The sequence below is a fragment of the Parashewanella sp. 2304DJ23-3 genome, assembly GCF_056591695.1.
Genome location: NZ_JBWQOH010000003.1, coordinates 281,091 through 305,348 on the forward strand (window position 1 = coordinate 281,091; position 24,258 = coordinate 305,348).

At 38.4% G+C, this 24,258-nt stretch carries 16 protein-coding genes; 2 read left to right on the top strand and 14 right to left on the bottom strand.

Annotated features, from left to right (window positions below; all coding sequences use genetic code 11):
- Position 1 precedes the first annotated feature (1 nt).
- The 14 genes from AC1EU2_RS09330 to AC1EU2_RS09395 all read right to left on the bottom strand — a co-directional run bounded on the left by AC1EU2_RS09330 (position 2) and on the right by AC1EU2_RS09395 (position 21,552).
- On the bottom strand, positions 2–4,849 hold the full coding sequence (locus tag AC1EU2_RS09330; RefSeq protein WP_480297996.1) for an NAD-glutamate dehydrogenase: 4,848 nt from the start codon (positions 4,847–4,849) through the stop codon (positions 2–4).
- Positions 4,850–5,172: 323 nt separating this feature from the next.
- Positions 5,173–7,479 carry an efflux RND transporter permease subunit gene (locus AC1EU2_RS09335; RefSeq protein ID WP_480297998.1) on the bottom strand — a complete coding sequence of 769 codons (2,307 nt, stop codon included), beginning with the start codon at positions 7,477–7,479 and terminating at the stop codon, positions 5,173–5,175.
- Between the two features lie 15 nt (positions 7,480–7,494).
- Positions 7,495–8,481, bottom strand: coding sequence for a WD40/YVTN/BNR-like repeat-containing protein (locus AC1EU2_RS09340; protein ID WP_480298000.1), 987 nt, complete (start codon positions 8,479–8,481; stop codon positions 7,495–7,497).
- A gap of 82 nt (positions 8,482–8,563) precedes the next feature.
- Positions 8,564–9,928, bottom strand: a complete 1,365-nt coding sequence (locus AC1EU2_RS09345) for a DUF1329 domain-containing protein (RefSeq protein ID WP_480298002.1) — start codon at positions 9,926–9,928, stop codon at positions 8,564–8,566.
- Positions 9,929–9,940: 12 nt separating this feature from the next.
- Complete coding sequence (locus tag AC1EU2_RS09350; RefSeq protein ID WP_480298003.1) at positions 9,941–11,989, bottom strand: DUF1302 domain-containing protein; 2,049 nt, start codon at positions 11,987–11,989, stop codon at positions 9,941–9,943.
- 320 nt (positions 11,990–12,309) lie between these two features.
- Positions 12,310–12,525, bottom strand: a complete 216-nt coding sequence (locus AC1EU2_RS09355) for a DUF2835 domain-containing protein (protein ID WP_480298005.1) — start codon at positions 12,523–12,525, stop codon at positions 12,310–12,312.
- A gap of 59 nt (positions 12,526–12,584) precedes the next feature.
- Positions 12,585–15,143, bottom strand: coding sequence for an aminopeptidase N (gene pepN / locus AC1EU2_RS09360; RefSeq protein WP_480298007.1), 2,559 nt, complete (start codon positions 15,141–15,143; stop codon positions 12,585–12,587).
- 84 nt (positions 15,144–15,227) lie between these two features.
- Positions 15,228–17,273: a carboxy terminal-processing peptidase gene (gene prc, locus AC1EU2_RS09365; RefSeq protein ID WP_480298009.1), complete on the bottom strand. Its 2,046-nt coding sequence runs from the start codon at positions 17,271–17,273 to the stop codon at positions 15,228–15,230.
- A 110-nt stretch (positions 17,274–17,383) separates the two neighbouring features.
- The gene (proQ, locus tag AC1EU2_RS09370) at positions 17,384–18,058 is read right to left on the bottom strand and encodes an RNA chaperone ProQ (protein ID WP_480298011.1); all 675 of its coding nucleotides are present in this window, start codon (positions 18,056–18,058) and stop codon (positions 17,384–17,386) included.
- A gap of 258 nt (positions 18,059–18,316) precedes the next feature.
- Positions 18,317–18,775, bottom strand: a complete 459-nt coding sequence (locus tag AC1EU2_RS09375) for a GAF domain-containing protein (RefSeq protein WP_480298013.1) — start codon at positions 18,773–18,775, stop codon at positions 18,317–18,319.
- Positions 18,776–18,820: 45 nt separating this feature from the next.
- Positions 18,821–19,102: a YebG family protein gene (locus AC1EU2_RS09380; protein WP_480298014.1), complete on the bottom strand. Its 282-nt coding sequence runs from the start codon at positions 19,100–19,102 to the stop codon at positions 18,821–18,823.
- Between the two features lie 197 nt (positions 19,103–19,299).
- Entirely contained in the window at positions 19,300–19,887 is a 588-nt protein-coding gene (locus AC1EU2_RS09385) for a YceI family protein (RefSeq protein ID WP_480298016.1), read from the bottom strand.
- A 232-nt stretch (positions 19,888–20,119) separates the two neighbouring features.
- The gene (locus AC1EU2_RS09390) at positions 20,120–20,746 is read right to left on the bottom strand and encodes a DUF2987 domain-containing protein (protein ID WP_480298018.1); all 627 of its coding nucleotides are present in this window, start codon (positions 20,744–20,746) and stop codon (positions 20,120–20,122) included.
- Positions 20,746–21,552: a glucosaminidase domain-containing protein gene (locus AC1EU2_RS09395; protein ID WP_480298129.1), complete on the bottom strand. Its 807-nt coding sequence runs from the start codon at positions 21,550–21,552 to the stop codon at positions 20,746–20,748. Before AC1EU2_RS09395 ends, AC1EU2_RS09390 begins: the two co-directional genes overlap by 1 nt.
- Positions 21,553–21,732: 180 nt before the next feature.
- Here AC1EU2_RS09395 and AC1EU2_RS09400 point away from each other — a divergent pair, with 180 nt between their 5' ends.
- Both AC1EU2_RS09400 and AC1EU2_RS09405 read left to right on the top strand, forming a co-directional pair.
- Positions 21,733–22,638 carry a gluconeogenesis factor YvcK family protein gene (locus AC1EU2_RS09400; RefSeq protein WP_480298019.1) on the top strand — a complete coding sequence of 302 codons (906 nt, stop codon included), beginning with the start codon at positions 21,733–21,735 and terminating at the stop codon, positions 22,636–22,638.
- A 73-nt stretch (positions 22,639–22,711) separates the two neighbouring features.
- On the top strand, positions 22,712–24,250 hold the full coding sequence (locus tag AC1EU2_RS09405) for a S41 family peptidase (RefSeq protein ID WP_480298020.1): 1,539 nt from the start codon (positions 22,712–22,714) through the stop codon (positions 24,248–24,250).
- Positions 24,251–24,258 lie beyond the last annotated feature (8 nt).

Consider the following 24,258-nt stretch of genomic DNA (forward strand, 5'->3'; position numbering starts at 1 on the left):
ATTACTTAGAGCCTTCACAATGTAAGACCAGTAAATTAAGTTCACGTAATGCTACTGAGAATTTAGCAAATTCATGACCTTGGGAGCTCTTAAAGTCGCCCAACATATGATTCCAACGTTCCAATAGATTTTGATGTTCATCAATCCACTTAGTAATGATGTCACTTGCATCACATTTAGCTTCGCAATCAGCCAAAATAGTCCCTGTTAAAGAACGTTGTTGCCAGTCTAACTCTTCACGATAAGCAGCTCTAGCAAGTGCTTGCCAGTGATTTGATACTGGTTGTCCTGTAATCTGAACCAAGAACCAGTGAAGTTCTAAACGTGCACCCAACTTAAAGTATGTTTCAGCCACTAAAGATACAGGCTTACCGCTATTTTCAGTAATTTGTGCAATATCCAATGCAGGGAACAAAGTAGTCATGCTAGCAATTACTTTAGCAACTTCAGGCGTTACATTTTCTTCAATGAGCGAATCGACATCGGCTGCAAGCTCTTGAACTTCAGCTTCTACCATATAGTTGTTGATATTTGCTTTTAAATCTTCAACAACTGGTTTAAAGAAGCTTACTGTTTGTTCAATGCTATTACTGCGATTTCTGTGACGTAACAACCAACGGATTGCACGACGCATACTACGGCGAATCTCATGGAGCATTTCACTTTGAACAACAGCTGCAACACTAAAGTTAAGCTCATCAATTTGTTTAATTAAGTCACCTAAGTCGAATACTTCACGTGCAATTGTGTAACAAATACCAATTTCAGCTACTGATGCACCTGTTTCATCTTGCATACGTTGAACAAAATTCAAGCCCATATTATTAACTAATTCATTTGCTAATGAAGTAGCAATGATTTCACCACGCAACGGGTGTGAAGCCATTTGAGCACTGTATTGTTGTTGTAACTTCTGCGGGAAGTAAGAAATTAACAGCTTACTTAGTAACTCATCTTCAGTAATTTCAGGAGTTACTAATTGTTCTTTCAATACCATTTTTGCATAAGCAACAATAACGGACAGTTCAGGACGAGTTAGCGCTCTACCCTTTGCCAGTCGATCGGCCAACTCATCTTCATTTGGTAAGAATTCAAGCGCTCTATCTAACTTACCTTCTTTCTCTAAATGATGAATAAAGCGAATTTGCTCTTTAAGTTGTTCTGCACCACGAACCTGCGTAACAGAAATCGAGCGAGTTTGATCTTGACAGTCTTGAAGTACGATTTGACTCACTTCCTCAGTCATTTCTTCAAGTAATCGGTTACGTTGTTTAACCGTCATTTCACCGTCAGTGACAAGAGCATTAAGTAAAATCTTAATATTTACTTCGTTATCTGAACAATCAACACCACCAACGTTATCCACGAAGTCAGTGTTCATACGGCCGCCATTTGCTGCGTATTCAATACGGCCAAGTTGAGTACAGCCTAAGTTACCACCTTCACCGATAACTTTTGCACGAACTTCGTCACCATTAATACGAATAGCATCGTTTGCACGATCTCCGACTTCAGCGTGTGTCTCTGAAGTAGCTTTAACATAAGTACCAATACCGCCGTTCCAAACGAGATCGACAGGCATCTGTAAAATGGTTTTTAATAACTCATTCGGTGTCATACTAGATTTGCTAGTACCCAACATCTTCTTCATTTCTGTAGAAAGCGAAATTGACTTCGCATGTCTAGAGAAGATACCGCCACCTTTTGATATCAACTTACTATTATAATCTTCCCAAGAAGAACGAGGTAAGTTAAACAAGCGCTCACGCTCAACATAACTTGCTTCAGCTTCAGGGTTAGGGTCAATAAAGATGTGCATATGGTTAAATGCAGCTTGCAGCCTAATATGTCGAGACAGCAGCATACCATTACCAAATACATCCCCAGCCATGTCGCCAACTGCTACACAGGTGAAGTCGGTAGTTTGACAATCAACACCAATTTCGCGGAAATGACGCTTAACTGACTCCCAAGCACCACGTGCTGTAATCCCCATCTTCTTGTGGTCATAACCATTACTACCACCAGAAGCAAACGCATCACCTAACCAGAAATTATATTCTTCTGAGATTTCGTTAGCGATATCAGAGAATGTGGCTGTTCCTTTGTCTGCAGCAACTACCAAATATGGATCATCTTCATCGTGACGAACAACATCAACTGGAGGAACAATATCACCGTTAGAAATGTTATCTGTAATATCTAATAAGCCACGGATAAACATACGGTAGCAGTTTTGTCCCTCAGCGAAGAAAGCGTCACGCCCGCCTTCGGTAGGTAATTGTTTACATACAAAACCACCTTTAGCGCCTACAGGAACAATTACTGTGTTCTTAACTTGCTGCGCTTTTACAAGGCCTAAAACTTCAGTTCTGAAATCTTCACGACGGTCAGACCAACGTAAACCACCACGAGCAACTTTACCTCCACGTAAATGGACACCTTCGATTCTTGTTGAATAAACAAAGATCTCATAATGCGGCAGCGGCTTAGGCATTTCAGGAATAAGATCCGGCTGGAACTTGAATGAAATGTAGTCTTTGGCCTGACCATTTTCGTTTTGTTGATAGAAGTTGGTACGGAGTGTAGCGTTAATTAAATCAAGGTAACGACGAATAATTCTGTCATCATCAAGGCTAGATACTTCATCTAGACGTAAGTTAATTTGCTCAACAAACTTATCTAAAGTTCGAGTCTTAAGTTTCGGATTGAACTTACGGATAAACATCTTCACTAGCAATTCGGCAATGAAAGGATAGCGAGTAAATGTTTCTTCGATATATGATTGACTGAACGTTGCATCAATTTGACGCATATACTTCGCATAAGAACGAATAACAGAAACTTCACGACCAGTTAAGCCTGAAGATAAAACGATACGGTTAAACCCATCGTCTTCGAGTTTTTTCTGCCAAACTTGGGATAATGCATTTTGGAAACGATCTTGGCTATCGGCCAAATCTTCAGTAACAACTGTACCTTGTACCGTCATTAAAAAGTCAAGAATCCAGTATGTTGCACCATCCGTTGTTTTAACTTCGTATGGACGCTCGTTGATAACACGAAGACCAAAGTTTTCAAGCATCGGAAGAACGTCTGAAAGATGGATTGGTTCATCTTTATGAAATAACTTTAAACGAACTTTGTTGTCATTCAGTGCCGCTTCTTGCGGCTGATAGAACAACATACCAAGTTCATTGTCGATATTTAAGGCCTCAAGTTGCTGTAAATCAACAACTGCAGAACTTGGTAAAACATCTTCTTTGTAACTTGGATGGAATGCGCCAAGATAACGTTTAGTTAGTGCTTTACCTTTCTCTTCGCCTAATACATCGCTAAGGGCAGAATTTAGCTTGTCTTCCCAAGAACGGGCTGCTTCAATAAGGTTATTTTCAATTGCTGGCACATTGACGTCCATATTGTTGTTTTCAACTTTCACAATGTAGTGGGTTCTTGCAAGAGTCGATTCAGAGAAATAAGTTGTGAATTCAACTTCTTCATTGCTTTTGAAGTGTTGAGCAAGAATACGCTGAGTATCTTCACGTAGCTTGGTGTTATAACGATCCTTTGAAACATAAACCATGCATGATAAGAAACGGCCATACCCATCTTTGCGGACAAACAATTTCAGTTTGTCACGGTCTTGCATATCAAGAACACCTTGAGCAACAGAAGCTAGCTCTTCTTCCTTCGCTTGAATCAGCTCATCACGTGGAAGGTTCTCAAGAATATTCAGCAGGTTCTTGTAATCATGTGAACGTGGTACAAAACCAGAGCGCTTCATGACACGTTTAACTTTATCTGCTAATAACGGAATTTCGCGGGCACTACGGTTATAAACGTTTGAAGCATATAGGCCAATAAAACGATCTTCACCGATGACTTTACCGGCATCGTTAAAGCGTTTCACACCTACATAATCGATGTAAGCTGGACGGTGAACACGGCTCTTGCTATTACTCTTTGTCAGAATCAATAAACTGCTATCAAGTGCTTCTTTACGTGCAGTTTCTGAGAATGACGAAAGCATCAAACGACGCTCAGGTTTTGATGCACCAGGTTTGTTCATCAAGCCCAAGCTTGAATCTAAATCTGGAACCAACTCCATATCACCTTCAACACGCTTAAGATCATAACGGCGATAACCTAATAATGTGAAATGATGATTATTCAGATAATCAAGAAACTTAACAGCTTCAGCGCGAGAGTCTTTATCACCAGGGTAAGGACGCTCTGGTAATTCAGTCACAACTTCAGCAAGTTTTCCTGACATCGCTTCCCAATCATTAACAGCAGCCGCAACATCGATAATTACTGACTCAATCTCTTTCGTGAGAGATTTCATTTCAGCAACGTCACTCTGACGGTCAATTTCAACTAAGAAGACGGCGATTTTTTCTGATTCTTTTTCTTCGCCTGTAATCGCAGAAATGCTACTGACAACCTCTTCACCTCTCTCTATTGCCAAAGGTGTGTGAAGCATCATATGAGCAGTGATACCCATACGGTTTAAAATCATACCTACTGAATCAACCAAAAATGGCATATCAGGTAGGATAATTTCAATAATGGAGTGAGCTGAATGCCAACCATGTTTAGATTGACTCGGATTAAAAACTCTCAAGTGAGATTCACCTGATGGAGTCTTATTTAAAGCATTCCAGAGGCTTAGAATTGCACCGTATAAATCGCTATCGTTACGGTCGTTCAAGTCGTCTTTCGACATGTGGGCGTATAAGCTAGTCGCAAATTGCTCAACTTGCTTCGCTTGAGAATTAGGTACTTTGGTATGAATCAAACTGATTACATTTTCAAGTAATACTGAAGGCATTGCATCTTTCAAGGCCATTTTGCTGTTTCCTTAAGCGTCTATGGCAGCGCTTTTTTTATCATAGTTCGGATGCTCAAAATCGGGTATGCAACATAAGTATAACTTCAATTACAAAAAATTAACGAAAACCTAGTCATACCAGTATACAGAGCCGCTTGCAGATTCTGTAATATGTGGCGCAGTTTATTACTAAATGCGATTTATTTCGAGTAATATTTTTGTGGTAATTCCTCTCATTTTAGAGAAATTTTGTGACTTTGATCTACAGGATGAAGAAACAAGCAGAATTTTGAATAAACTATGCATAAATATGCGGGAACTAAGTTCCCGCAAACTTAACATTAGCAAGACTTTCGCCAGAAAATAGATGAAAGTGCAGGAATAATAATTATTGCACCCAACATGTTAACTAAGAACATGAATGTTAATAAAATTCCCATGTCCATTTGGAATTTAAGTGCAGAAAACACCCAAGTACTCACACCAATAGCTAAAGTCAGACCAGTAAAGATCACTGCACTACCTCTTTCTTTAAGCGCTTCAAGGTAAGCTTTTTGAACATCAAGACCATCTGAGAGCTTTACTGACATAGTAGACAAGATATAAATACCGTAATCAACACCTATGCCAACGCCTAAAGCAATAACCGGTAACGTACTCACAACTAAACCAATATCTAAGAAAGTCATTAATGCCTGAGCAAGCGTAGAAACTACGTATAAAGGAATAATCACAACAATGGTGGCTTTTAATGACTTAAAGCTCAATAAACATAAAATGAATACAGCAGCATATACATAAATCATCATTGGAAGCTGAGCTTCAGCAACCGCTTCGTTTGTCGCAGCCATAACACCGACAGGCCCAGACGCTAATTTAAACTTAATGTCATCATTATCCAATGCTTGCGAAATTAATTTAACTTTGTCGATAACCGTTTCGATGGTTTCAGCTTTATGATCTTCTAAAAAAATATAAACTGGCATCACTGAGCAATCACGATTCAACAACCCAGAGGTTGTAGGAATTCGACTGATCGCCTGACCCAGTGTTGCCGTATTCCGCGGTAGAATAGCCCACTTAGCATTACCTTCATTGAACCCAGCATTAACCTTCTTGGCTACTGACGCAACACTAATTGTTGATTGTACTCCAGGAGTATTACTCATTAACCATTCAAATTGATCAACCCGATTGATGATGTCATGGTACGTACACCCTTCTTCCTTTGTTTCAGCAATTACAGACATAACATCGGTTGTGATAGAAAACTTATCTGTGATAAATGCAGTATCAAGGTTATAGCGAGAATCAGAATGAAGTGCAGGTGCACCTTCATGCAAATCACCAATTTTCAGTTTTTGAGCTTGATAGAAACCTAATCCATAAAGTACTGCGGTGATGGCTAGTACACTAACAGCATATTTAGGGGTAGCAAACTTAGAGAGTGCAATCCAAACCTTTTCAGTCTTATCAACCTCTTGAACGTTAACTTGCTTTTCTAAATGAGTAAACGAAAGTAAGACAGGTAAAAGTACAAGGTTAGTTAAAATAATGACCGCAACACCCAAAGACGCTGAAATTGCTAATTCTCGAATGATCCCAATATCGATGGCGAGTAAAGTTAAAAATCCAACTGTATCTGAAAGTAACGCAACTCCGCCAGGTACCAGTAGGCTTCTAAAAGCAAGTGTTGCTGCTACTTTTGTCGTATTACCTGAAGCAACACGCTTCTTAACAGCATTGATCATTTGTACGCCATGGCTAACACCGATAGCAAATACTAAAAATGGAACCAATATCGACATTGGATCTAGCCCAAAACCAACAACTGTTAATAACCCTAGTTGCCACTCAACAGCAACAAGGCTACAAACCAATGGTAATACCGTGAGCAATAACGAACGAGAAAACAGATAAACCATTATTCCTGTAATCGCAATAGCAAAGAGGAAGAACAATACAACCCCTTTTGCACCATCTGCTACATCACCTGCCATTTTAGAAAAACCAATAATATGGATTTTGATTTTATCTGACTCAAATTTTTTGCGAAGATCATTCTCTAATTGCTCAGCTAGAGCGATAGTATCGAGCTTCTCACCCGTTTGAGGATCAAACTCCATCAGTTGGGCGGAGACCATCGCCGAGCTATAATCTTCAGCAACAAGACGACCTACAATACCTGCTTTTTCAATGTTCCCTCTGACTCGATCTAAATCAGATTGAGAATATGAGAAATCCGCAGGAATTACGGGGCCACCGGCAAAACCGTCTTCAACAACTTCTGTAAATCGAGTTGATGGTGAAAATAGTGATTTGACTTGAGCCCGATCGATACCTGGTATAAAAAATAATTGGTCGTGAACATCTTTTAGTGTTTTAAAGAAGTGTTCATTGAACACTTCCCCACTCACATCCTCTACTGCAACCATTACAGAATTTGCACCACCAAAATCTTTTTGATGCTTCAAGTAGGTCTGCATATAAGTATGTTGTAGTGGAATGTTTTTGGTAAAAGCAGCATCCATTTTGAGCAGGCTTGCCTGATAGCCCAAAAATAATGAAGCAAGGATAAAAAATGAAATTACCCAACCACGGTGACGAAAAAGGAAAGTTTCAACACCATTTACAAATTTTTCTAACATGAAACGTCCCTATTTTTATTTTTCTAAGACTGTTAAGCCATTAGTGCCAGCAAGCCAAATATTGCCATCTAACTCAGATACACTCAGTAGGTTCACACCTTTAATTTGTTTTAAAAGTTTCACATCATCATTAAGTCCTACTGAGTAAACAACACCAGAATTTCCAACAAGTAAAAGACCATTATCTTTTTTAAGAATACTGTGAATGGTTGAATCATTTGGTAATGCAACTTTTGTCCACTTAGAGAATATTTTATCCGTTTTGAATAAATTTCCTCTTAAACCAGCCACATAAATGTGGTCACCTGTTTCAATCGCACTGAACATCGAACCTTCATATGGAAAGTCAATTTGTTGAAATGAATGACCAAAATCATCAGAAATAGCAATTGTTCCGAGTTCCCCAACGATTAATAACCGACCGTCTTTTAACAGTGAAGTCTTATTAAAATGTGGAAGTAATGACCCTTTCTCTATTTCATAGCCTTCAGGATCAACGTCTTTCAATTCTTCTAAATAAGCTTGGTCATCAGGATGAAGAAGCTCTAGATGAAACTCTTCTCGCCAATTGTTTCCACCATCTTTAGTTCGATAGAAAAGGCCATAGGCACCGACGGCAATACCATGCTTCTCATCAAAAAAAGTGATATCTAGAAACGGTTTTTCAATACTCTGAGATTCAGATTGAGTTAACCACGTCTTACCACCGTCAGTTGTCTTTATAATCGTTGCATCATGGCCAACAGCCCATCCAAGTTGTGCATTCAACATGGTTGAATTTGTGAGGTTTACTGAAACAGGAGACTGAACCTGTTTCCAGCCATTTTCATACATAAAAATATGACCACGCTCTCCGACAGCAACATTTCGATCAATATCAGTGACAAGAGAAGACAAAGCTTTGGGTTGAATTTGAGGGTTTGCGATGGAGAGTGTACTAGTAAAGAGGAAACAGAAACTCAAGCCAAAACCGACTTTTTTAAAAAAGTCATTGTTATTCATATAAATACTACCTTGAATATTGAAATTATAATTATGGGTAGAATATGCCACTCTTCAATAGCAAAGAGTGGCATTTTAACAATTAGCGAATACCGCGACGACGTAGCGCTGACGGAGTAAAATCAGCATCAGTTAGCTTTGCATCGAAGTTGTACATACGACCTTCGTTATCTAATCCCATTGCAATATAACGACGAGATTGAAGATCATGGAATACTTCTAATGTACTCCACTGTGCAGGAACTTCGTAATAGTTCAAACCATGAGCAACGGCAACACGATATAATTGATCTCGGTTGTCATAAAGATCAGCCGCAGAAATTTGCCAAGAATCTTCATCTATATAGAACACGCGAGTTTTATACAAGTGAGAAACGCCTGGTTTCAGTGTCGCTTTTACTTCCCAAACACGATGTTTTTCCCAACGTACATATTCAGGGTTAATATGACCAGGTTTCAAAATTTGGTCATAAGTTAACTTGTCTGAATGAAGACGGTAATCATTGTAAGGAATATAGATTTCTTTTTTCCCAACAAGATCCCAGTTGTAACGCTCAGGTGAACCGTTGAACATATCGAAATCATCGGTCGTTCTTAAGCCGTCAGTTAATGTACCCGGGGTATCAAAAGCAACATTTGGCGCTTTGCGAACACGGCGTTGACCAGTGTTATACGTCCATGCTTGACGAGGCTCTTTTTGCTGATCCATGGTTTCTTTTACAAGCAATGCTGTACCTGCACGACGTGCTGGTTGTGTTACAACTTGCTTGAAATAGAACAATACATTATTTTCAGCCAGTTTCTCTGCGGTTTCATCAGGTCGAGTGTATTTGAAGTGAATTTCTTCGTCATACTCCACAAGGTTGTATGAACCGCCAGCAGTAGGTGCAGCTTGAGCACGAGAAGTTTCGATATCAACACCACGGAAACGCAAAATGTGATTCCAAACGGCTTCCAAACCATTTTGTGGGATCGGGAATGGAACACCAATTGCTGCGCCTTTTAAACCGTTTCCGCCATCGATTAATTCAGCACGTGTAGCATTAGCTTTCGTTGCGTCATAAACGTATTGAGGTGCAGCAGCACTTCGGCGAGTTTGGTAAACATTCATTTTGTATGTATCAGGATACAATTCAAATAATGCGTTTTGACCTGCAGTTAAAAAATCTTTGTACTTAGCTTTATTCGCATTTGTAATAGTGAATTCAATCTTATCATTCGGAAATGGATCGATATGATGATCACCTTTCTTAAAACCAGCTACAGGTTTAGTGATACCACCAGTCCATTTTGGAATTGAACCATCAGCATTACCTGCAACCTCACCACCAATTGGAGTTAATGTTGTGCCCAACTTCTTCGCTTCATCAGGTGAAACTTTTGCCAATGCTGCTGGAGTAGTTAAAGCCAACATAACAGCTAATGACAATAGGTTTTTCGTTTTCATTAGTATCATCCTTTAAATCGAATACTTAATGTTGAAAGATACATAATCACGATCTTCCAGTGCATTTGTTGTACCTACACCACCAAAGAAGTTGTTGTAGGAGATATCAGCTCCCCACTTGCTTTGATAATCAAAGTTAATCCCAACGGCAACTGATTTCTTACCTTCGGTAAATAAGAATAATGGGTCCGGCGTAATACCTTTAACGTCGTGTGAAAAAATGACTCGAGGAGACATGTTCACACCAGCAAATACATTGTTAAAGTCAGCTTTCGCTACAAAACGGTAACCCCAAGCGAAATCCGTTGGAAATGGATTAGTTTCTGGACCGTTATGTAAACCATTTAATAAAAGATCAGGAATTCCACCACCAGAGCGAGCTGTACCAGGTCCATTTAAGCGAAGTTCATCAGGATCCGGCATATCATGAATCCAAATACCACCGAATTCAGCGAGTGCTACAAGGTTATCCATGCCGAAAGCACGGCCAAACGAGTGCGTTAACGTAAACTGTGCTTGAGTAGTATCACTACGAATAAAGCCTTCAGCATATTCACCTGGACCTACGTCTTTAACATTTCGATTATATTGAGAAATGCCGCCTAATTCAGGACGGTGACCTGCTTTTGCCAATTGCTCAGGCATTGCAGCAAACAGTAATTCTACGTCATCAATTTGCAGCGGTTCATCTTGACGATGAGAAATTTCACCCGCTAAAGAGGTATCACCAATCAGAGTGTTAAAACTCAAGCCGTAAAGCTTAATATCATCAGGAAAAACAATTTGAGCTTTAGAAAACGTCTGTAAATTAAGCAGAGTATCGCGATCAATATTGCCTGCATTTCTGCCCAGAACAGCTAGATCGGATACTATGGCACCAGAACCAAAGTCAGCCGTTTTACCGCTAATTAGCGGGCGACGACTATTGTACTTCATGAAGTAGAAACCGAATTCAGTGTCATGAAGCTCAGGCGCATACCAACTTAATTTAATACCATACTGACCATCGTCAGAGGCTTTTCCATGGTCATCAACCAATGTAACTTTTGTTGTGTATGCTAGCGCAAGAGGACCGAGTTGCTCTGCTGGGACTTGCCCGCTAGCAATCATTCCACCAAGTTTGTTGTACTCTTGAAGCAAGAAATCAAGGCTGATATCTGGGTTGCCACTGAAGCCTAATTGAGCATTATTCAGGTAGCCGCCATAGCCAACAAAGTCATTGGTTCCAAAAAGAGAACCTGGCGTAGGGATCCAAATTGGTTCCCAATCATATTGATAGAATGCTTCTACAGAAACTTCGTCTGTAATACCTAAAGAAGCCCAAACCATTCCTTGTGGTCTAAAGGCTTCTTTAAGTTCTGCACCTGGTTGATTCAAAATGTTTAAATCAACAGGGTTGATTACACCAATACCATGTGGAATTAGTGTACTTTCACCCCAAGAAATAACTTGGTTACCAACTCGCACAGATAATGGGTTTTTGCCATCATTTAAATCAAAGTTACCGTAAACAAAAGCATCAAGTAGGCGAACATCTTTACACTGTACTTTTTCAGCTTGCTTATCTTCACAAGCATCATACTTTTTGCCTGTTAACGGATCCGCATAATCAAAACCTTTATCATTTAATTTGCGGTCATAGAAATATAAACCACGAGCAAATAAACCAAAGTTTTTATACTCTAGTGATAATTCATGCAAACCTTTAAAGATTTCTGAAAAAGTTTCACCACTCGTGTGAAGTTGATTACTTAAATCATTGTTAGTTGAATACGAACCAGAATTGGCCCAAATATCAGTACTTTGATGAATTGTATTTCCAAAAGCAGTATAGTTCGCCCAATTATAATTAGGCTGGTTTGCCTTACCGATTTGGTCTTTCCAATTTCTATCTGAAACTCGCCAACTTGCACCAGCGGTCCAAGTGGAATCGAATGTTCCAGATACTTCTCCCCAATCAAAAGAGGCTGCGTTAACGTTTGACAATAGTCCTAGAGACATTGCCGAAGCCACCCCCATGGCTAACGCAGATCGGCGAAAGCCGCGTTGAGTCTTGTTCATTGTTGTCATTCTCCATAACCTGCAAAATTTCCATTTGATAACCTCCACTTGTAATTCTTATGGTAAAAGTATCAAACAGGTGAACACATTGTTACAGGAATAAAGGGTGTTGGGCAAGACATAGAGACGATAAAAACGTTTTTATTTTTTCTTTATAAAACAAAGAGGAAATACATTTTCATACGTATGTTTGAATAGGTTGCATTCTTGTAAAGCACAATGCCATAAGACATATAACTATTTATTTTTAAAAGGAAATAAATAACACAGATCAGACCAGATATTTTTTAACATACGTCGTTGCGTTTAAAGTATTTACTCTAAAGCTTTTCAATTTTTTGTAACTTTCCATTATCATCTATCTGTATTTTGAAATTACCTACAATGCCTTGAGGGGTCAAAAAGGGCTTAAAATGATAAGCGTTAATGTGCAATATGCGCCCATATTGTTCACGAACCTCTACCCTTTTAGCTACTCCTTGATAGTAAGGCAAGAAGTTATCGTAACTAACTGAAAGTCTGAAATAAAATTCCATAGTAAAACTATTTTTGTTGAAATACTCGCCATTCGTTAATTAAATGGCGAGCTAAGACTTTATGCTAAAGCTTTTGTGACCTTCTCAAATAAATCTTTAGATAAATTTGGTAGATCGGCCAGCTCTTGCAACCCTTGTTTAATCATTGATTGACGCTGCTCATCAAACTTTGAGAACTGAATCATTGGCGTAATAATTCTGGCCGCTAATTGTGGGTTAATGTCATTCAACTTCTTTAATATCTCCGTTAAATAACGGTAGCCTTCACCATTGGCATTATGAAATTGCTCAGTGTTAGCCGCAGCAAACGTACCTATCAAGGATCTCACTCGGTTCGGATTTTGGAAACTAAATGCAGAGTGTGAAGCCAGTTCTTTCAAACGTTCGATGACATTATCAGCTTTATTCGTCGCTTCAAGCATAAACCACTTATCCATTACTAAAGGAGTTTGGTTCCATTTAGCTTCAAAAGCTGCCATCAGATGACTTCGACATGCAAGTTGTGAAATATTTGCAGCTTTAAGTGCGCCTAATGCATCAGTCATATTTTCAGCGCCATAAAACTGCTGTTCAACTAACACTTCATATTGCTCACCAATTCGACTCACCCAATTTAAACATGCATTTTTAAGTGATCTAGAGGCCGGTTCATCAGTAAGCTTAAGTAAATGATATCGAGCATTTAACTCGTCTTCACAATAAGCAGCAATTTCATCAATAACAAATTCACGTGCAGTAACTAGCTTATCTAAATCAACTGTTATCGCTTGTTCGACAAGTTCATTCGTTGTTGGAACCGTTAATATTTCCGCGACTAACGCAGGATCTAATTGACTATCAAGCAACGTTCCTTTAAATGCATCAAGAATAACCTGATTGACTTGCATACTAGCGTGGTTTTGAAGTGCCTCTACATTGCTCCAAACAGCATTGCTGAAAATTGAAACTGAAGCTTCCCAGCGTGCAACTTCACTACTCGCATAACGCATTAAGTTGACGAGATGGTCAAGTTCGAATTCAAAATCAAGTTTCACTGGTGCAGAGAAATTTTGAAGCAATGAAACGGTTGGTTTTGCTTTGATATTGCTGAATACAAAAGTTTGGTTATTTTCTGTGAAATTAAGAACCTCACTCACTAGAGATTCACCTGACTCCGAGATAAGCTCGACATCAAAGGGAATATGCATCGGTAAGTCATTGTTTCCAGGAATCACTTGTCGTTCTTGTTTTAAATGCAGTTTGTATTCTTGTGCCTTCGCATCAAACTCTTCAACTACTGAAACTGACGGTGTACCCGCTTGGCTATACCAATTCCGGAATTGCTTAAGGTCAACACGACTTGCGTCCTCCATAGCACTTACAAAATCATCACAGGTAACCGCTTGGCCATCATGACGCTCAAAATACAGAGCAATGCCTTTCTGGAAGTTTTCTTCTCCAAGTAAGGTATGCATCATACGAATAACTTCAGCACCTTTGTTATAAACTGTAACAGTATAAAAGTTATTCATTTCAATTACAGCTTCGGGACGAATTGGATGTGCCATCGGTCCAGCATCTTCTGCGAACTGATGATTCCTGATAACTTTAATTGCATGAATCCTGTTTACGGCCCTAGAGCCAAGATCTGAGCTAAACTCTTGGTCACGGAAAACCGTAAGTCCCTCTTTTAAACTCAACTGAAACCAATCACGACAAGTTACACGATTGCCCGTCCAGTTATGAAAATATTCATGACCAATGACAGATTCAATACCATGAAAGTCATCATCTGTAGCTGATTCTTTATCTGCTAAAACATACTTAGTATTAAAGACATTTAGCCCTTTATTTTCCATTGCACCCATATTGAAAAAGTCTACGGCAACGATCATATAAATGTCTAAGTCATACTCTAAATTAAAGCGTTCTTCGTCCCACTTCATGGACTTCTTAAGAGATTCCATAGCATGGTTAGCTTTATTTATATTACCTTTATCAACAAAAACTTGAAGCTCAACTTCACGTTCACTTCGTGTGATAAAAGTATCTTCGAGTAGGTCAAAATCACCCGCAACAAGTGCGAATAAGTAGCTTGGCTTTGGAAATGGATCTTGCCAACTAGCAAAGTGTCGACCATTTTCTAGATCGCCTTTTTCTAACAAGTTTCCATTACTTAGCAGATAAGGAAATTGTGCTTTATCTGCTTCAATTCGTACATCAAACTTTGCAAGCACATCGGGACGATCAAGGTAATACGTAATACGACGGAAACCTTCTGCTTCACATTGTGTGCAATATGCACCGTCTGACATATATAAACCTTCAAGCGCTGTATTCGCCTCAGGTTCAATCTCAGTAACGATTTCTAATAAAAAATCGTCAACGTCTGCTGAAATATGTAAACGGTTTTCTTCAAGCTTATGCTCAACATCTTTGCCATCAATTTTAACACTCACAAGTGAAAGCGATTCACCATCAAGCACTAAAGTGGCAGCTTCATTTTCTACGCGTTTGACCTTGCTTGATGCTGTAATCGTAGTAACTGGAGTATTAAGCTCAAATTTTAAGGCTATGTGTTCTACGGTATATTCTGGTGCACTATAGTCCTTAAGTAGTTTTGCTTCACGTTGTGACATAGTGGTCCTCTTAGGTATTTTTTAATTTTATCTTTCAGACAAAAAACGCGCAAAATGCGCGTTTTTTTTATATATTTGTTGGATTTACTTTTTCTTAGTTAAGCCAACTAAATCTAAAGTTATATCCGCTGTTTGCTCAAGAAGTACATCAGGTAACTCTTCTTTATCTTTAAGTTTAGATAACTCATCGAGGTCTTTTACTGGCTTTTGACCTTTTGCAATACGACGTTCATTAGCACGTTGTAACGCTTTATCATCTTCTTCTTTTTGCAATGCTTTGCGTTTTGATAGGTCCAAAGAAACGCTTTTTTCGTCTCGTAGTTTACGATACTCTTTAATGTCATCTCTGATATAACCAAACTCAACATTATTTTTGATACGTGCATCATAATCTTTGGTCAGTTCAGAAATTATCATCGGCGTAATATCGTTGAACTTATGATATTTAGCCGCTGGAACTTTATCCCATGGTAACGCATTATCTTCTTCAGATTCACCAAATTCACCAGGTTTCAGTGCACTTGGAAACATGATGTCTGGAGTGACGCCTTTCAACTGAGTGCTACCACCATTGATACGATAAAACTTAGCAATCGTGTACTGCACACTGCCTAACGGTTTATCATACAAATCATAAATGCGTTGTAATGGTTTATGCTGCTGTACAGTACCTTTACCAAATGTTGACTCACCGACAATTAAAGCTCGTCCATAATCTTGCATAGCGGCCGCAAAAATTTCTGATGCAGAAGCACTATAACGATCAACCATTACTGTTAATGGTCCTGAATAGGTAACACTGCCATCGTTATCACGATTTTGAACAACTTGGCCATTGGCATAGCGAACTTGTACTGCGGGACCCATATCTATGAACAGACCAGTCAGTAATGTTGCTTCAGTCAATGCGCCACCACCATTACCTCTCAAGTCGATGATAATGCCTTCAACGTTTTCTTTCTTAAGCTTGGCAATTTCTTTCGTTACATCTTTTGAAAGGTTTACATAAAAACCAGGAATTTCAATAACGCCTACTTTTCGTTTTTCGTACGCACCAACATCACCTTCAATAACTTTAGAGCTAGCTGCTCTATCTTCTAAACGAATTTTGTCACGAGTGATAACCACTTCAACGGGTTTAGCACTTGAACCTGCTTTTTTCTTGAGTACTTGTAAAGTAACTTTTGTCCCTTTAGGACCTTTGATGAGATCGACAACGTCATCTAAACGCCAGCCAATAATATCAACAATTTTCTCTCCAGCCTGACCAACACCAATGATTTTATCGCCCGCTTCTAATTCTTCACTTTTAGCCGCTGGACCACCTTTTACAAGGCTACGAATCATAGTGTAATCATCTTCAGCTTGTAATACGGCTCCAATACCTTCAAGGCTCAAGTTCATTTCTTGTTGGAAGCGTTCTGCATTTCTTGGTGACAGGTAACTTGTGTGTGGCTCGATTGAACGCGCAAATGAATTCATCAAAATTTGGAAGACATCTTCACTATTAGTTTGAGTCAAACGTTTAAGGGCGTTGTTGTATCGTTTAGATAAGATCTCAACAATTTCGCTCCATTTTTTATCCGTCAATTTTAGATTTAAAGCATCATATTTAACACGCTGACGCCATAACTCATGAATCTCTGCTTCAGATTTTGGCCAGCTAGCGTGCTCACGATCGTAATCGTATTTATCACCAACTTTATTGAAGTCAAACGGTTTATCATTATCAAGCAGGCTTAAAGCGTAAACAAAACCTTGATAGCGACGTTTTTGAACAAGATCATAAATCTTGTAAGCTTCATTTAGATTGCCACTGGTGAGCATTTTATCAAAATCATCTTGATACTGCTTTAACCCATCAACATCAGCTTGTGTGAGGATATTGCGTCGAAAATCTAAGAGTTTCAAATAACGATTAAAAATTTGCTCTGAAAAAGATGTATCAAGATCAAACTTGTGATAATGAGAGCGTGTGAATAAATCAGTGATTCGTTTACTTGAGACTTTATGTTGAGGTTCTTGCTGTAGATGGGGTAGCTCGTTGATTTGAATTTTTGGCTCGACTGCCAGGGCGTTGAATCCAAATACAAGTGTAGCCAACGCTGTGGCCAGTTTTAATTTTCGCATCAACAAGTTGCTCCTTACTTTTGATAATTTTTATAAGCTGTTTGCAAATATTGACTTAAGTATATATCGCAAACAGCTTATCTGCTCAAGCTTTTCCGCTATGAGTGATTTTAAAGTAAAATATGTTCAGGCTTAACTTTAACGCTTAAACCACTATCCAGCTGGACCATAATTTCACCTTTATTGATATCCGCGATAACGCCAGTTACAGGTGACTTACCAAGTTTAATGTTTACACGTTGGTCTTTACTAAGTTGTGACAACTCAGCTTGAACAAGTTTAGAAACATCGATTGCTGGTTTTGCAGGCTTTTTATCCTTAGATTGCACTTGCTTGAAGTTGCGATCTTTGCGCTGACGATTTGCGGCAGGCTTTTTAGCGAACTTTCTTTCAGTTTTTGGCTTATCACCGCGCTCTGCAGCTAACTTGGCTTCTTTTTCTTGACGGCGTTGCTTAGCACGTTCTTGGCTTTCTTTAAGCGTTTTTTGAGCATGTTCAATGTGCTCTGCTTCAAGTTCACCGCAAGGGTTACCGTCTAAGTCGACTCGAACTGCGCCTTCTTTGATACTCTTTAGATAGCGCCAGCTGCTGGTGTAACGTCTTAAAGCAACGCGTAATTGCGTCTTACTTACTTTAGGATCTTCAGCAAGCTTATCTGCTAAATCTTGAAATAGGCCGATTTTTAAAGGCTTAGCTTCTCCTTCAGCAACAAAGCACTGAGGAAAAATTTCATATAAATACGCCAAAATAGCATTAGTGTCGGTCAACTTTTCTGTTGATTCCATTATTACTTCCACATTTACTAGGACATCGGCCGTGAAAAGATTTGGTTTACGGCTCAGTCGTTTATCTTCGTCTAAATAATTAGACGTACAATTTTGATATGCTTCTTACAAAAACAGTAACAAACATAAACTAACAAAGTTAGATTTATCAAGCGACACTAAAGCAAAGCATAGCGCGAGTTCAAGCCGCAAGCAGCCGCCTATTATAAAGCCAGAGCTTATAATTGCGACCTCGAATTGAAAAAAAATGTTCGATAATTAGCCGAATAGACACTTTTCGAATGAAGACACGACCATTTCTAAGCCATTTTTATCTTCTTTATCGAACCTTGAGAGGACTGGACTATCAATATCCAAAACAGCAATCACCTTTCCGTTTTTATGGACAGGTACTACGATTTCAGAATTACTGGCCGAATCGCAAGCAATGTGACCTGCAAATTGATGTACATCGTCAACCAGTTGTGTTTCATCATTTGCAGCAGCTGTACCACATACGCCACGACCAAGCGGGATTCTAACGCAAGCTACTTTTCCTTGAAAAGGGCCTAAAACCAGCTGTTCATCACGCTGAATGTAAAAACCTACCCAATTGATTTGTTCAAGATTCTCATTTAACAGCGCAGATAAGTTTGCCATCGCAGCAATTTGATCAGTTTCGCCTTCAAATAGTGCCAAAACTTGACGGTTTAACGTGTCGTAAAATTCAGATTTCATTTTCACCCTTAAGTATTACTTCTTTTTGCTTAGCTTAATATCAAGCTATGCCACAACTTCCAAGTTCTTTTTAGGTTTTTTCACCATTTTAGGAGCTGTGCTACCACCTTTAAGAAGTGATAGTAAATCATCTTTGTTAGAAGCTAAATAGAAAGAAAGCTGTTCTATGGTATTTTCTTCAAGTTCAAGCTCTGATTGCTGAATAAATGGAAGTAAGTTATCAGCAATATCTAACATTTTGTCGTATGCATCAGCTTCCTTTTTAGACGTAAAAGTCATTTTTTCTACCCCTTCCCTTACAACAACATATTGAGTGATAACTGCCATTTTTGCCTCACACTGTATTTATAAACAGTAGATAGAGTGTCATAAAAAGACATTTAAATGCAAAAGGTTTGTAATAAAAAATGAAATTCGTCGATACATTCTAAAAACTGAAAATAAAATAAATGCCGAATAAAAGTTCACAAAACAAAAAATGGTATCGCAAGCATGAATAAACGTCATGCTTGCAAAGAAAGGAATTAGTCCTTATTCAAAACTAGAACAAAGGAAACTGGAATTGCAGCAGATATACTTGATAGTTTTGCAACTTCTTTTAAAGATTCAATTCCAGAAACTAAATTAAAGTCGGAAGCATTAATAATGGTCGGTTTTAAACTCGTTACCATGGCTTTGTTATCAGTTAGCTTGGCGACGTAAGCTTTAAAATGTAATGTTTGTATTAAACCATGCAGCGCAACTTGACCCTCTGTATTTATTATTTGGGTATCTCCAGGCTCCATATTCTCTAGTAACTTACCTTTAAGATTGGCTGATAAAATGACTTTTGGATATCGACTAACATCAAATAGCATACTCTGCATTCTCTCGTCTCGAATGGCTATTCCCGTATCAACACTTTTAAGAGGGATCGTGAGTTCAAAATGCCCCGTGCCAGTTAAATTTCCATTAACTGATTTAAACCGATGCACTTCTCCGATGGAGTTCTTTTTTACTGAAACAAAGCTTACAACTGATTTCGATGAGTCAATATTCCACTCATGAGCTTGTGCACTAAAACCGACGGACATAGAAAATAGACAAAGTAAGGTAGAGATTGCTTTCTTCATGATTTCATCACTAAAGTATTCGACTAACCAAAGAGTAGCAAAATTAAGCTCTATAGAAAAATATCATATTGAAATATGTTAAAAAATTATACTGGGCAAATTATCGACATAGATAGTTAGTATAAGGTCGTATCTATCCATATCAGATTTTTTAAGATGATTTAATACCTCACTTTAAAAAGTAGCTCTTTGAACCTTCCGATTTATCGAAAGGTTCCAAGCAGACTGTAATCTAATTTACCTTGGCATCAATCCAAGGGCTAACTTTTAATGGTCTCTTAGAAAAGCTCAATTGTTTTAATGTACCCATTTCAGTCGTTGAAAGTTTAAATATACTCTTGGTTCCCTTAAATTCACCATCAACTTTAATCTCACTCGGTGAAGCAAAAGTAAATGTCAGCCCATCAATATCATCACTGAAATATTTTAAGGGAAAACCCTGCATACTGGACATCAATGCATTCATCTCTGAGTAGATGTTATCTAATTGCTTCTTCGCATATTGAGTTTTGAGTGACGTGGCATTCACTTGTATTTGAATTCCACACTTTTTCGAGTCGCCAGCCAAATCCAAATTAATGAGCGCTCTATCGCTTTTAAGCTTTTCGTTATAAGGAAGAAACAGCTCTTGGTGTTCTGAAAAACTTAAAGGATACTTCTTCCTTTCGGTTGTGATACTTCCCGAATTAATTTTACAATCATCCGTTTGGGGTAAATAAAACCCCATTTTCACAAGTGAATAGCTCCCCTTGTTAACACTTTTCATTCGATTAAAAAAATCTTTATATTCTACGGATATTGAAGTCGCACTTGATGTGAAACTGACGAACAAACTTGCTAGAAGGACTTTCTTAAACATCACTTTTGTACCAAATATTTTTTGTTATGACGCAACATATCTAAAAGCTCATCAATATAAGCTTCTTGCCTTTCGGAATAATTAACAAGCCCGTATACTAATTCAGCAGCATCTGGTTGTTTTCCTTGCTTACGCAGATCATAACGAATTGAACGAAATAAACTATAAGCTGCATTTGAGTTTAAATTTTTCATATAAGAAGCAATAGAAGCTTCAACAGAAGGAAATACTGTCACCTCGTGAGTTAACCCATCAGTACGCGATGATGGAATTAACCCGCAGCCTTTTCGATAACACCATTGCCCAAAAAAGTTTAGACCTTCAAGTGCAAACCTTGAACTACCCCATCCAGACTCATTAGCAGCTTGAACGAGAACTAAAGATGATGGAACCGTATCGACTCTTTTGAGAAGTTCTTTAATCGTATTTGAGTCGAAACGTCGGTAACTTAATTGATACTTTTTTGCTAACTGAGTGACTTTAAATTGAGTGCCGTCATCAAGAATGTTCCCTGAAATTAGAACTTTTTTCACAGACTGTAAAAAATTACGCTCTTTGGTAATTAACGCATTTTGTTCTTCAATAGCGGGACTTAAAAAGTCAAAAAATGCTTTTTTTCTGGTTGGGATATCTCTTATCTTTTGAAAGTCAGGGATGGAAGTTGTTTGTGATTTATTCTTTGGAGCAAGAATGAGCTCTTCAACTTCACTTAAAGAGGTCGGTAAGAAATGAACTCGGAAGCCATATATGATAACGAGTACGGCTCCAATTGCTATAGTAAACTTTCCTATTTTACCGCTTTTCAATAACATATTATAAAGTTAGCCGTTCTTTTAATTGTAATTTTGTTTAATAGTATATTGAAAATGAACGGTAACCACAAAATTATGCTCTAGATATGATCTGTCTCAATTTCATGTTATGGAAACTTTAACAAAAACGTCATATAATTTATCTTTGTTTTAAGATTATGACAGGGTTTCGTTGTGTCTGAAGTACTTATCTCGCCAAACAACAAGGTCGTAGCGATTGGCGGAGGTCACGGTTTACCTCAAGTTTTAAAAGCTTTTTCCTTCCTAGGCAACAATTTGTCAGCGATTGTCACTACCACAGATAATGGTGGTTCGAGTGGACGTCTTAGAAAAATAAACAACAATATTGCTTGGGGAGACATTAGGAATTGCATTGCAAGTCTCGTCAATGACGAATTAGCGCAGGAATTACTGTCCTTTAGGTTTCCTGGTAAAATTGAACTTGGTGGTCATAATCTTGGCAACATAATTTTCACTGCCCTTGAGCAAATGGGTAATACTCCTAGCTCTGCAATTCAGTTGATTAAAAACCTTCTAAATATCAAAGCAAATATTTTTCCAATGACAGAAGAAGTATCAGATTTAAAAGCGATACTTGAGGATAATTCAGTCATTATTGGTGAAACACAGATAGATGATCTGCAACGTTTACCTCAAAAAATAACTTTACACCCAAAAGTTCAAGCTCTAAACCCTGCAATCAAATCAATTTCTGAAGCCGATATTATTGTTTTGGGACCTGGTAGTTTTTTTAGCAGCATACTGCCACCACTTTTAATTAAAGAGTATGCTCAAGCCATCAGTCAGTCTAAAGCAAAAATTTTTTTTATAGACAATATCTTACCAGAGCAATCCTTAGCAAAACTCATGTCCTTAACGGATAAGACTACTTATTTAAATACTTTAATAGATAGAGAAATCGATTACATCATTTCTACCAATCGAGAAAAAAATACAGTCAAAAATTTAATCACTACCGATGATATAAAACTAGCAACCAACTATCATTGCTCTCGATCTCTAGCTGCTGTTATTAGCCATTATTATTATCGTATTGATAAAGCGGCTTTAGCTATTTAATATACAGCCTAAGTGTTGAATTAAGTTTTAAATAATGTAAATTTCGTTAGATAACATATAAACGGAGTTTACAATGTTTAATAACAAGTTATTGGTTCTGTTATCCTCGACCTTACTTTTCGGCTGTGGAGGGGATGGTTCATCGTCTAACGCGCCAACCTGGACACAAGATACATTTGAAGCCGCCTCCAAATTTAAAGATTATTGTGAATCGCCTCGTCTTGGTGACTTTCCAGATCGAAATGGCACATCGATGCATGAAAAATTATGGCTTCGCTCTTGGGCAAATGACAGTTACCTTTGGTATGATGAGGTTGATGATATCAACCCTACTCCGTTTAATGTCTCTGAATATTTTGAAAAACTGAAAACAACAGAAAAAGACGAGTTTACAGGAAAAGACAAAGACAACTTTCACTTTACTCGTAATACAGAAGAGTACAGAAAACAAACTCAAGCAGGCGTTTCATTAAGTTATGGCATGAGTTTAAAAGTAATCAGTAAAAGCCCTCCAAGAAAGGTCGTAGTGTCCTATGTGGAGCCAGACTCAATTGCAGAAGCTAATGGCATTATTCGAGGCGATGAGGTGATACAAGTCAATGACGTCGATGTCATAAACTCTAGTGACGTAAACATAATTAATGCAGGCTTATTCCCTTCTGATACTTCTCAAGAATATCGTTTTCAGTTTGAACATGTCTCTTCAGGTGAAGTGAAAACAGTATCGATGCGCCCAAGCGAGCTCGAACGCTCACCCGTTTTAAATGTTAAAACAATTCAGCGTGATAATGACAATATCGGTTACTTTCAATTTAACACGCACAACAGTCCATCTGAAAAAGCGCTTAGAGATGCTATAGCACAACTATCGGGCAATAATATTGATGATCTCGTCATTGATCTACGTTATAACGGTGGCGGTCTATTAGCTGTTGCAAGTCAGTTGGCTTATATGATTTCGGGTGCAAACTCTAATAATAAAACGTTTGAACTTCTTAAATTTAACGATAAATACCCAAACACAAACCCTGTAACGGGCGAAAGAATTGATCCCATTCCTTTCTTCAACCAAACACTTGGTTTTTCAGACGGTCTTACAAGTGGCTTATCTCTACCAACATTAAACTTAAATCGTGTATTTGTGTTAACGACGGAAAATACTTGTTCGGCTAGCGAAGCACTGATAAACGGTTTGCGTGGTATTGATGTTGAAGTAATTCAAGTTGGAGGTAAAACCTGTGGTAAACCCTATGGTTTTTATCCTGTTGATAATTGCGGAACGACTTACTTTAACGTTCAGTTTCAGGGCGTGAATCACAAAGGATTCGGAAGCTATGCCAGTGGGTTCGAACCAAAACAAGCTAGCCCTATCACTGGTTTTCAAATCCCAGGGTGTGTAGCTGTAGATGATTTTCATCATCAATTAGGCGATGAAAGTGAAGCCATGTTAAGTTCAGCGTTACATTATCGTTCAACGGGCAGCTGCCCAATTATCGCTGCTAGTTCAGCTTCTCAAGCTCAGAGTACCGAGCAAGGTACTCGAGACAGCAAACTCGATATCTCTGACCCTAAAGAACTTACCGAGCAAGTTATGAACAACAAGATTTATTAATGTGAAGG

Coding starts and splice junctions, on each gene's coding strand:
- AC1EU2_RS09330 (WP_480297996.1), bottom strand. CDS start 4,849: ATGGCCTTGAAAGATGCAATGCCTTCAGTATTACTTGAAAATGTAATC.
- AC1EU2_RS09335 (WP_480297998.1), bottom strand. CDS start 7,479: ATGTTAGAAAAATTTGTAAATGGTGTTGAAACTTTCCTTTTTCGTCAC.
- AC1EU2_RS09340 (WP_480298000.1), bottom strand. CDS start 8,481: ATGAATAACAATGACTTTTTTAAAAAAGTCGGTTTTGGCTTGAGTTTC.
- AC1EU2_RS09345 (WP_480298002.1), bottom strand. CDS start 9,928: ATGAAAACGAAAAACCTATTGTCATTAGCTGTTATGTTGGCTTTAACT.
- AC1EU2_RS09350 (WP_480298003.1), bottom strand. CDS start 11,989: ATGAACAAGACTCAACGCGGCTTTCGCCGATCTGCGTTAGCCATGGGG.
- AC1EU2_RS09355 (WP_480298005.1), bottom strand. CDS start 12,525: ATGGAATTTTATTTCAGACTTTCAGTTAGTTACGATAACTTCTTGCCT.
- pepN (WP_480298007.1), bottom strand. CDS start 15,143: ATGTCACAACGTGAAGCAAAACTACTTAAGGACTATAGTGCACCAGAA.
- prc (WP_480298009.1), bottom strand. CDS start 17,273: ATGCGAAAATTAAAACTGGCCACAGCGTTGGCTACACTTGTATTTGGA.
- proQ (WP_480298011.1), bottom strand. CDS start 18,058: ATGGAATCAACAGAAAAGTTGACCGACACTAATGCTATTTTGGCGTAT.
- AC1EU2_RS09375 (WP_480298013.1), bottom strand. CDS start 18,775: ATGAAATCTGAATTTTACGACACGTTAAACCGTCAAGTTTTGGCACTA.
- AC1EU2_RS09380 (WP_480298014.1), bottom strand. CDS start 19,102: ATGGCAGTTATCACTCAATATGTTGTTGTAAGGGAAGGGGTAGAAAAA.
- AC1EU2_RS09385 (WP_480298016.1), bottom strand. CDS start 19,887: ATGAAGAAAGCAATCTCTACCTTACTTTGTCTATTTTCTATGTCCGTC.
- AC1EU2_RS09390 (WP_480298018.1), bottom strand. CDS start 20,746: ATGTTTAAGAAAGTCCTTCTAGCAAGTTTGTTCGTCAGTTTCACATCA.
- AC1EU2_RS09405 (WP_480298020.1), top strand. CDS start 22,712: ATGTTTAATAACAAGTTATTGGTTCTGTTATCCTCGACCTTACTTTTC.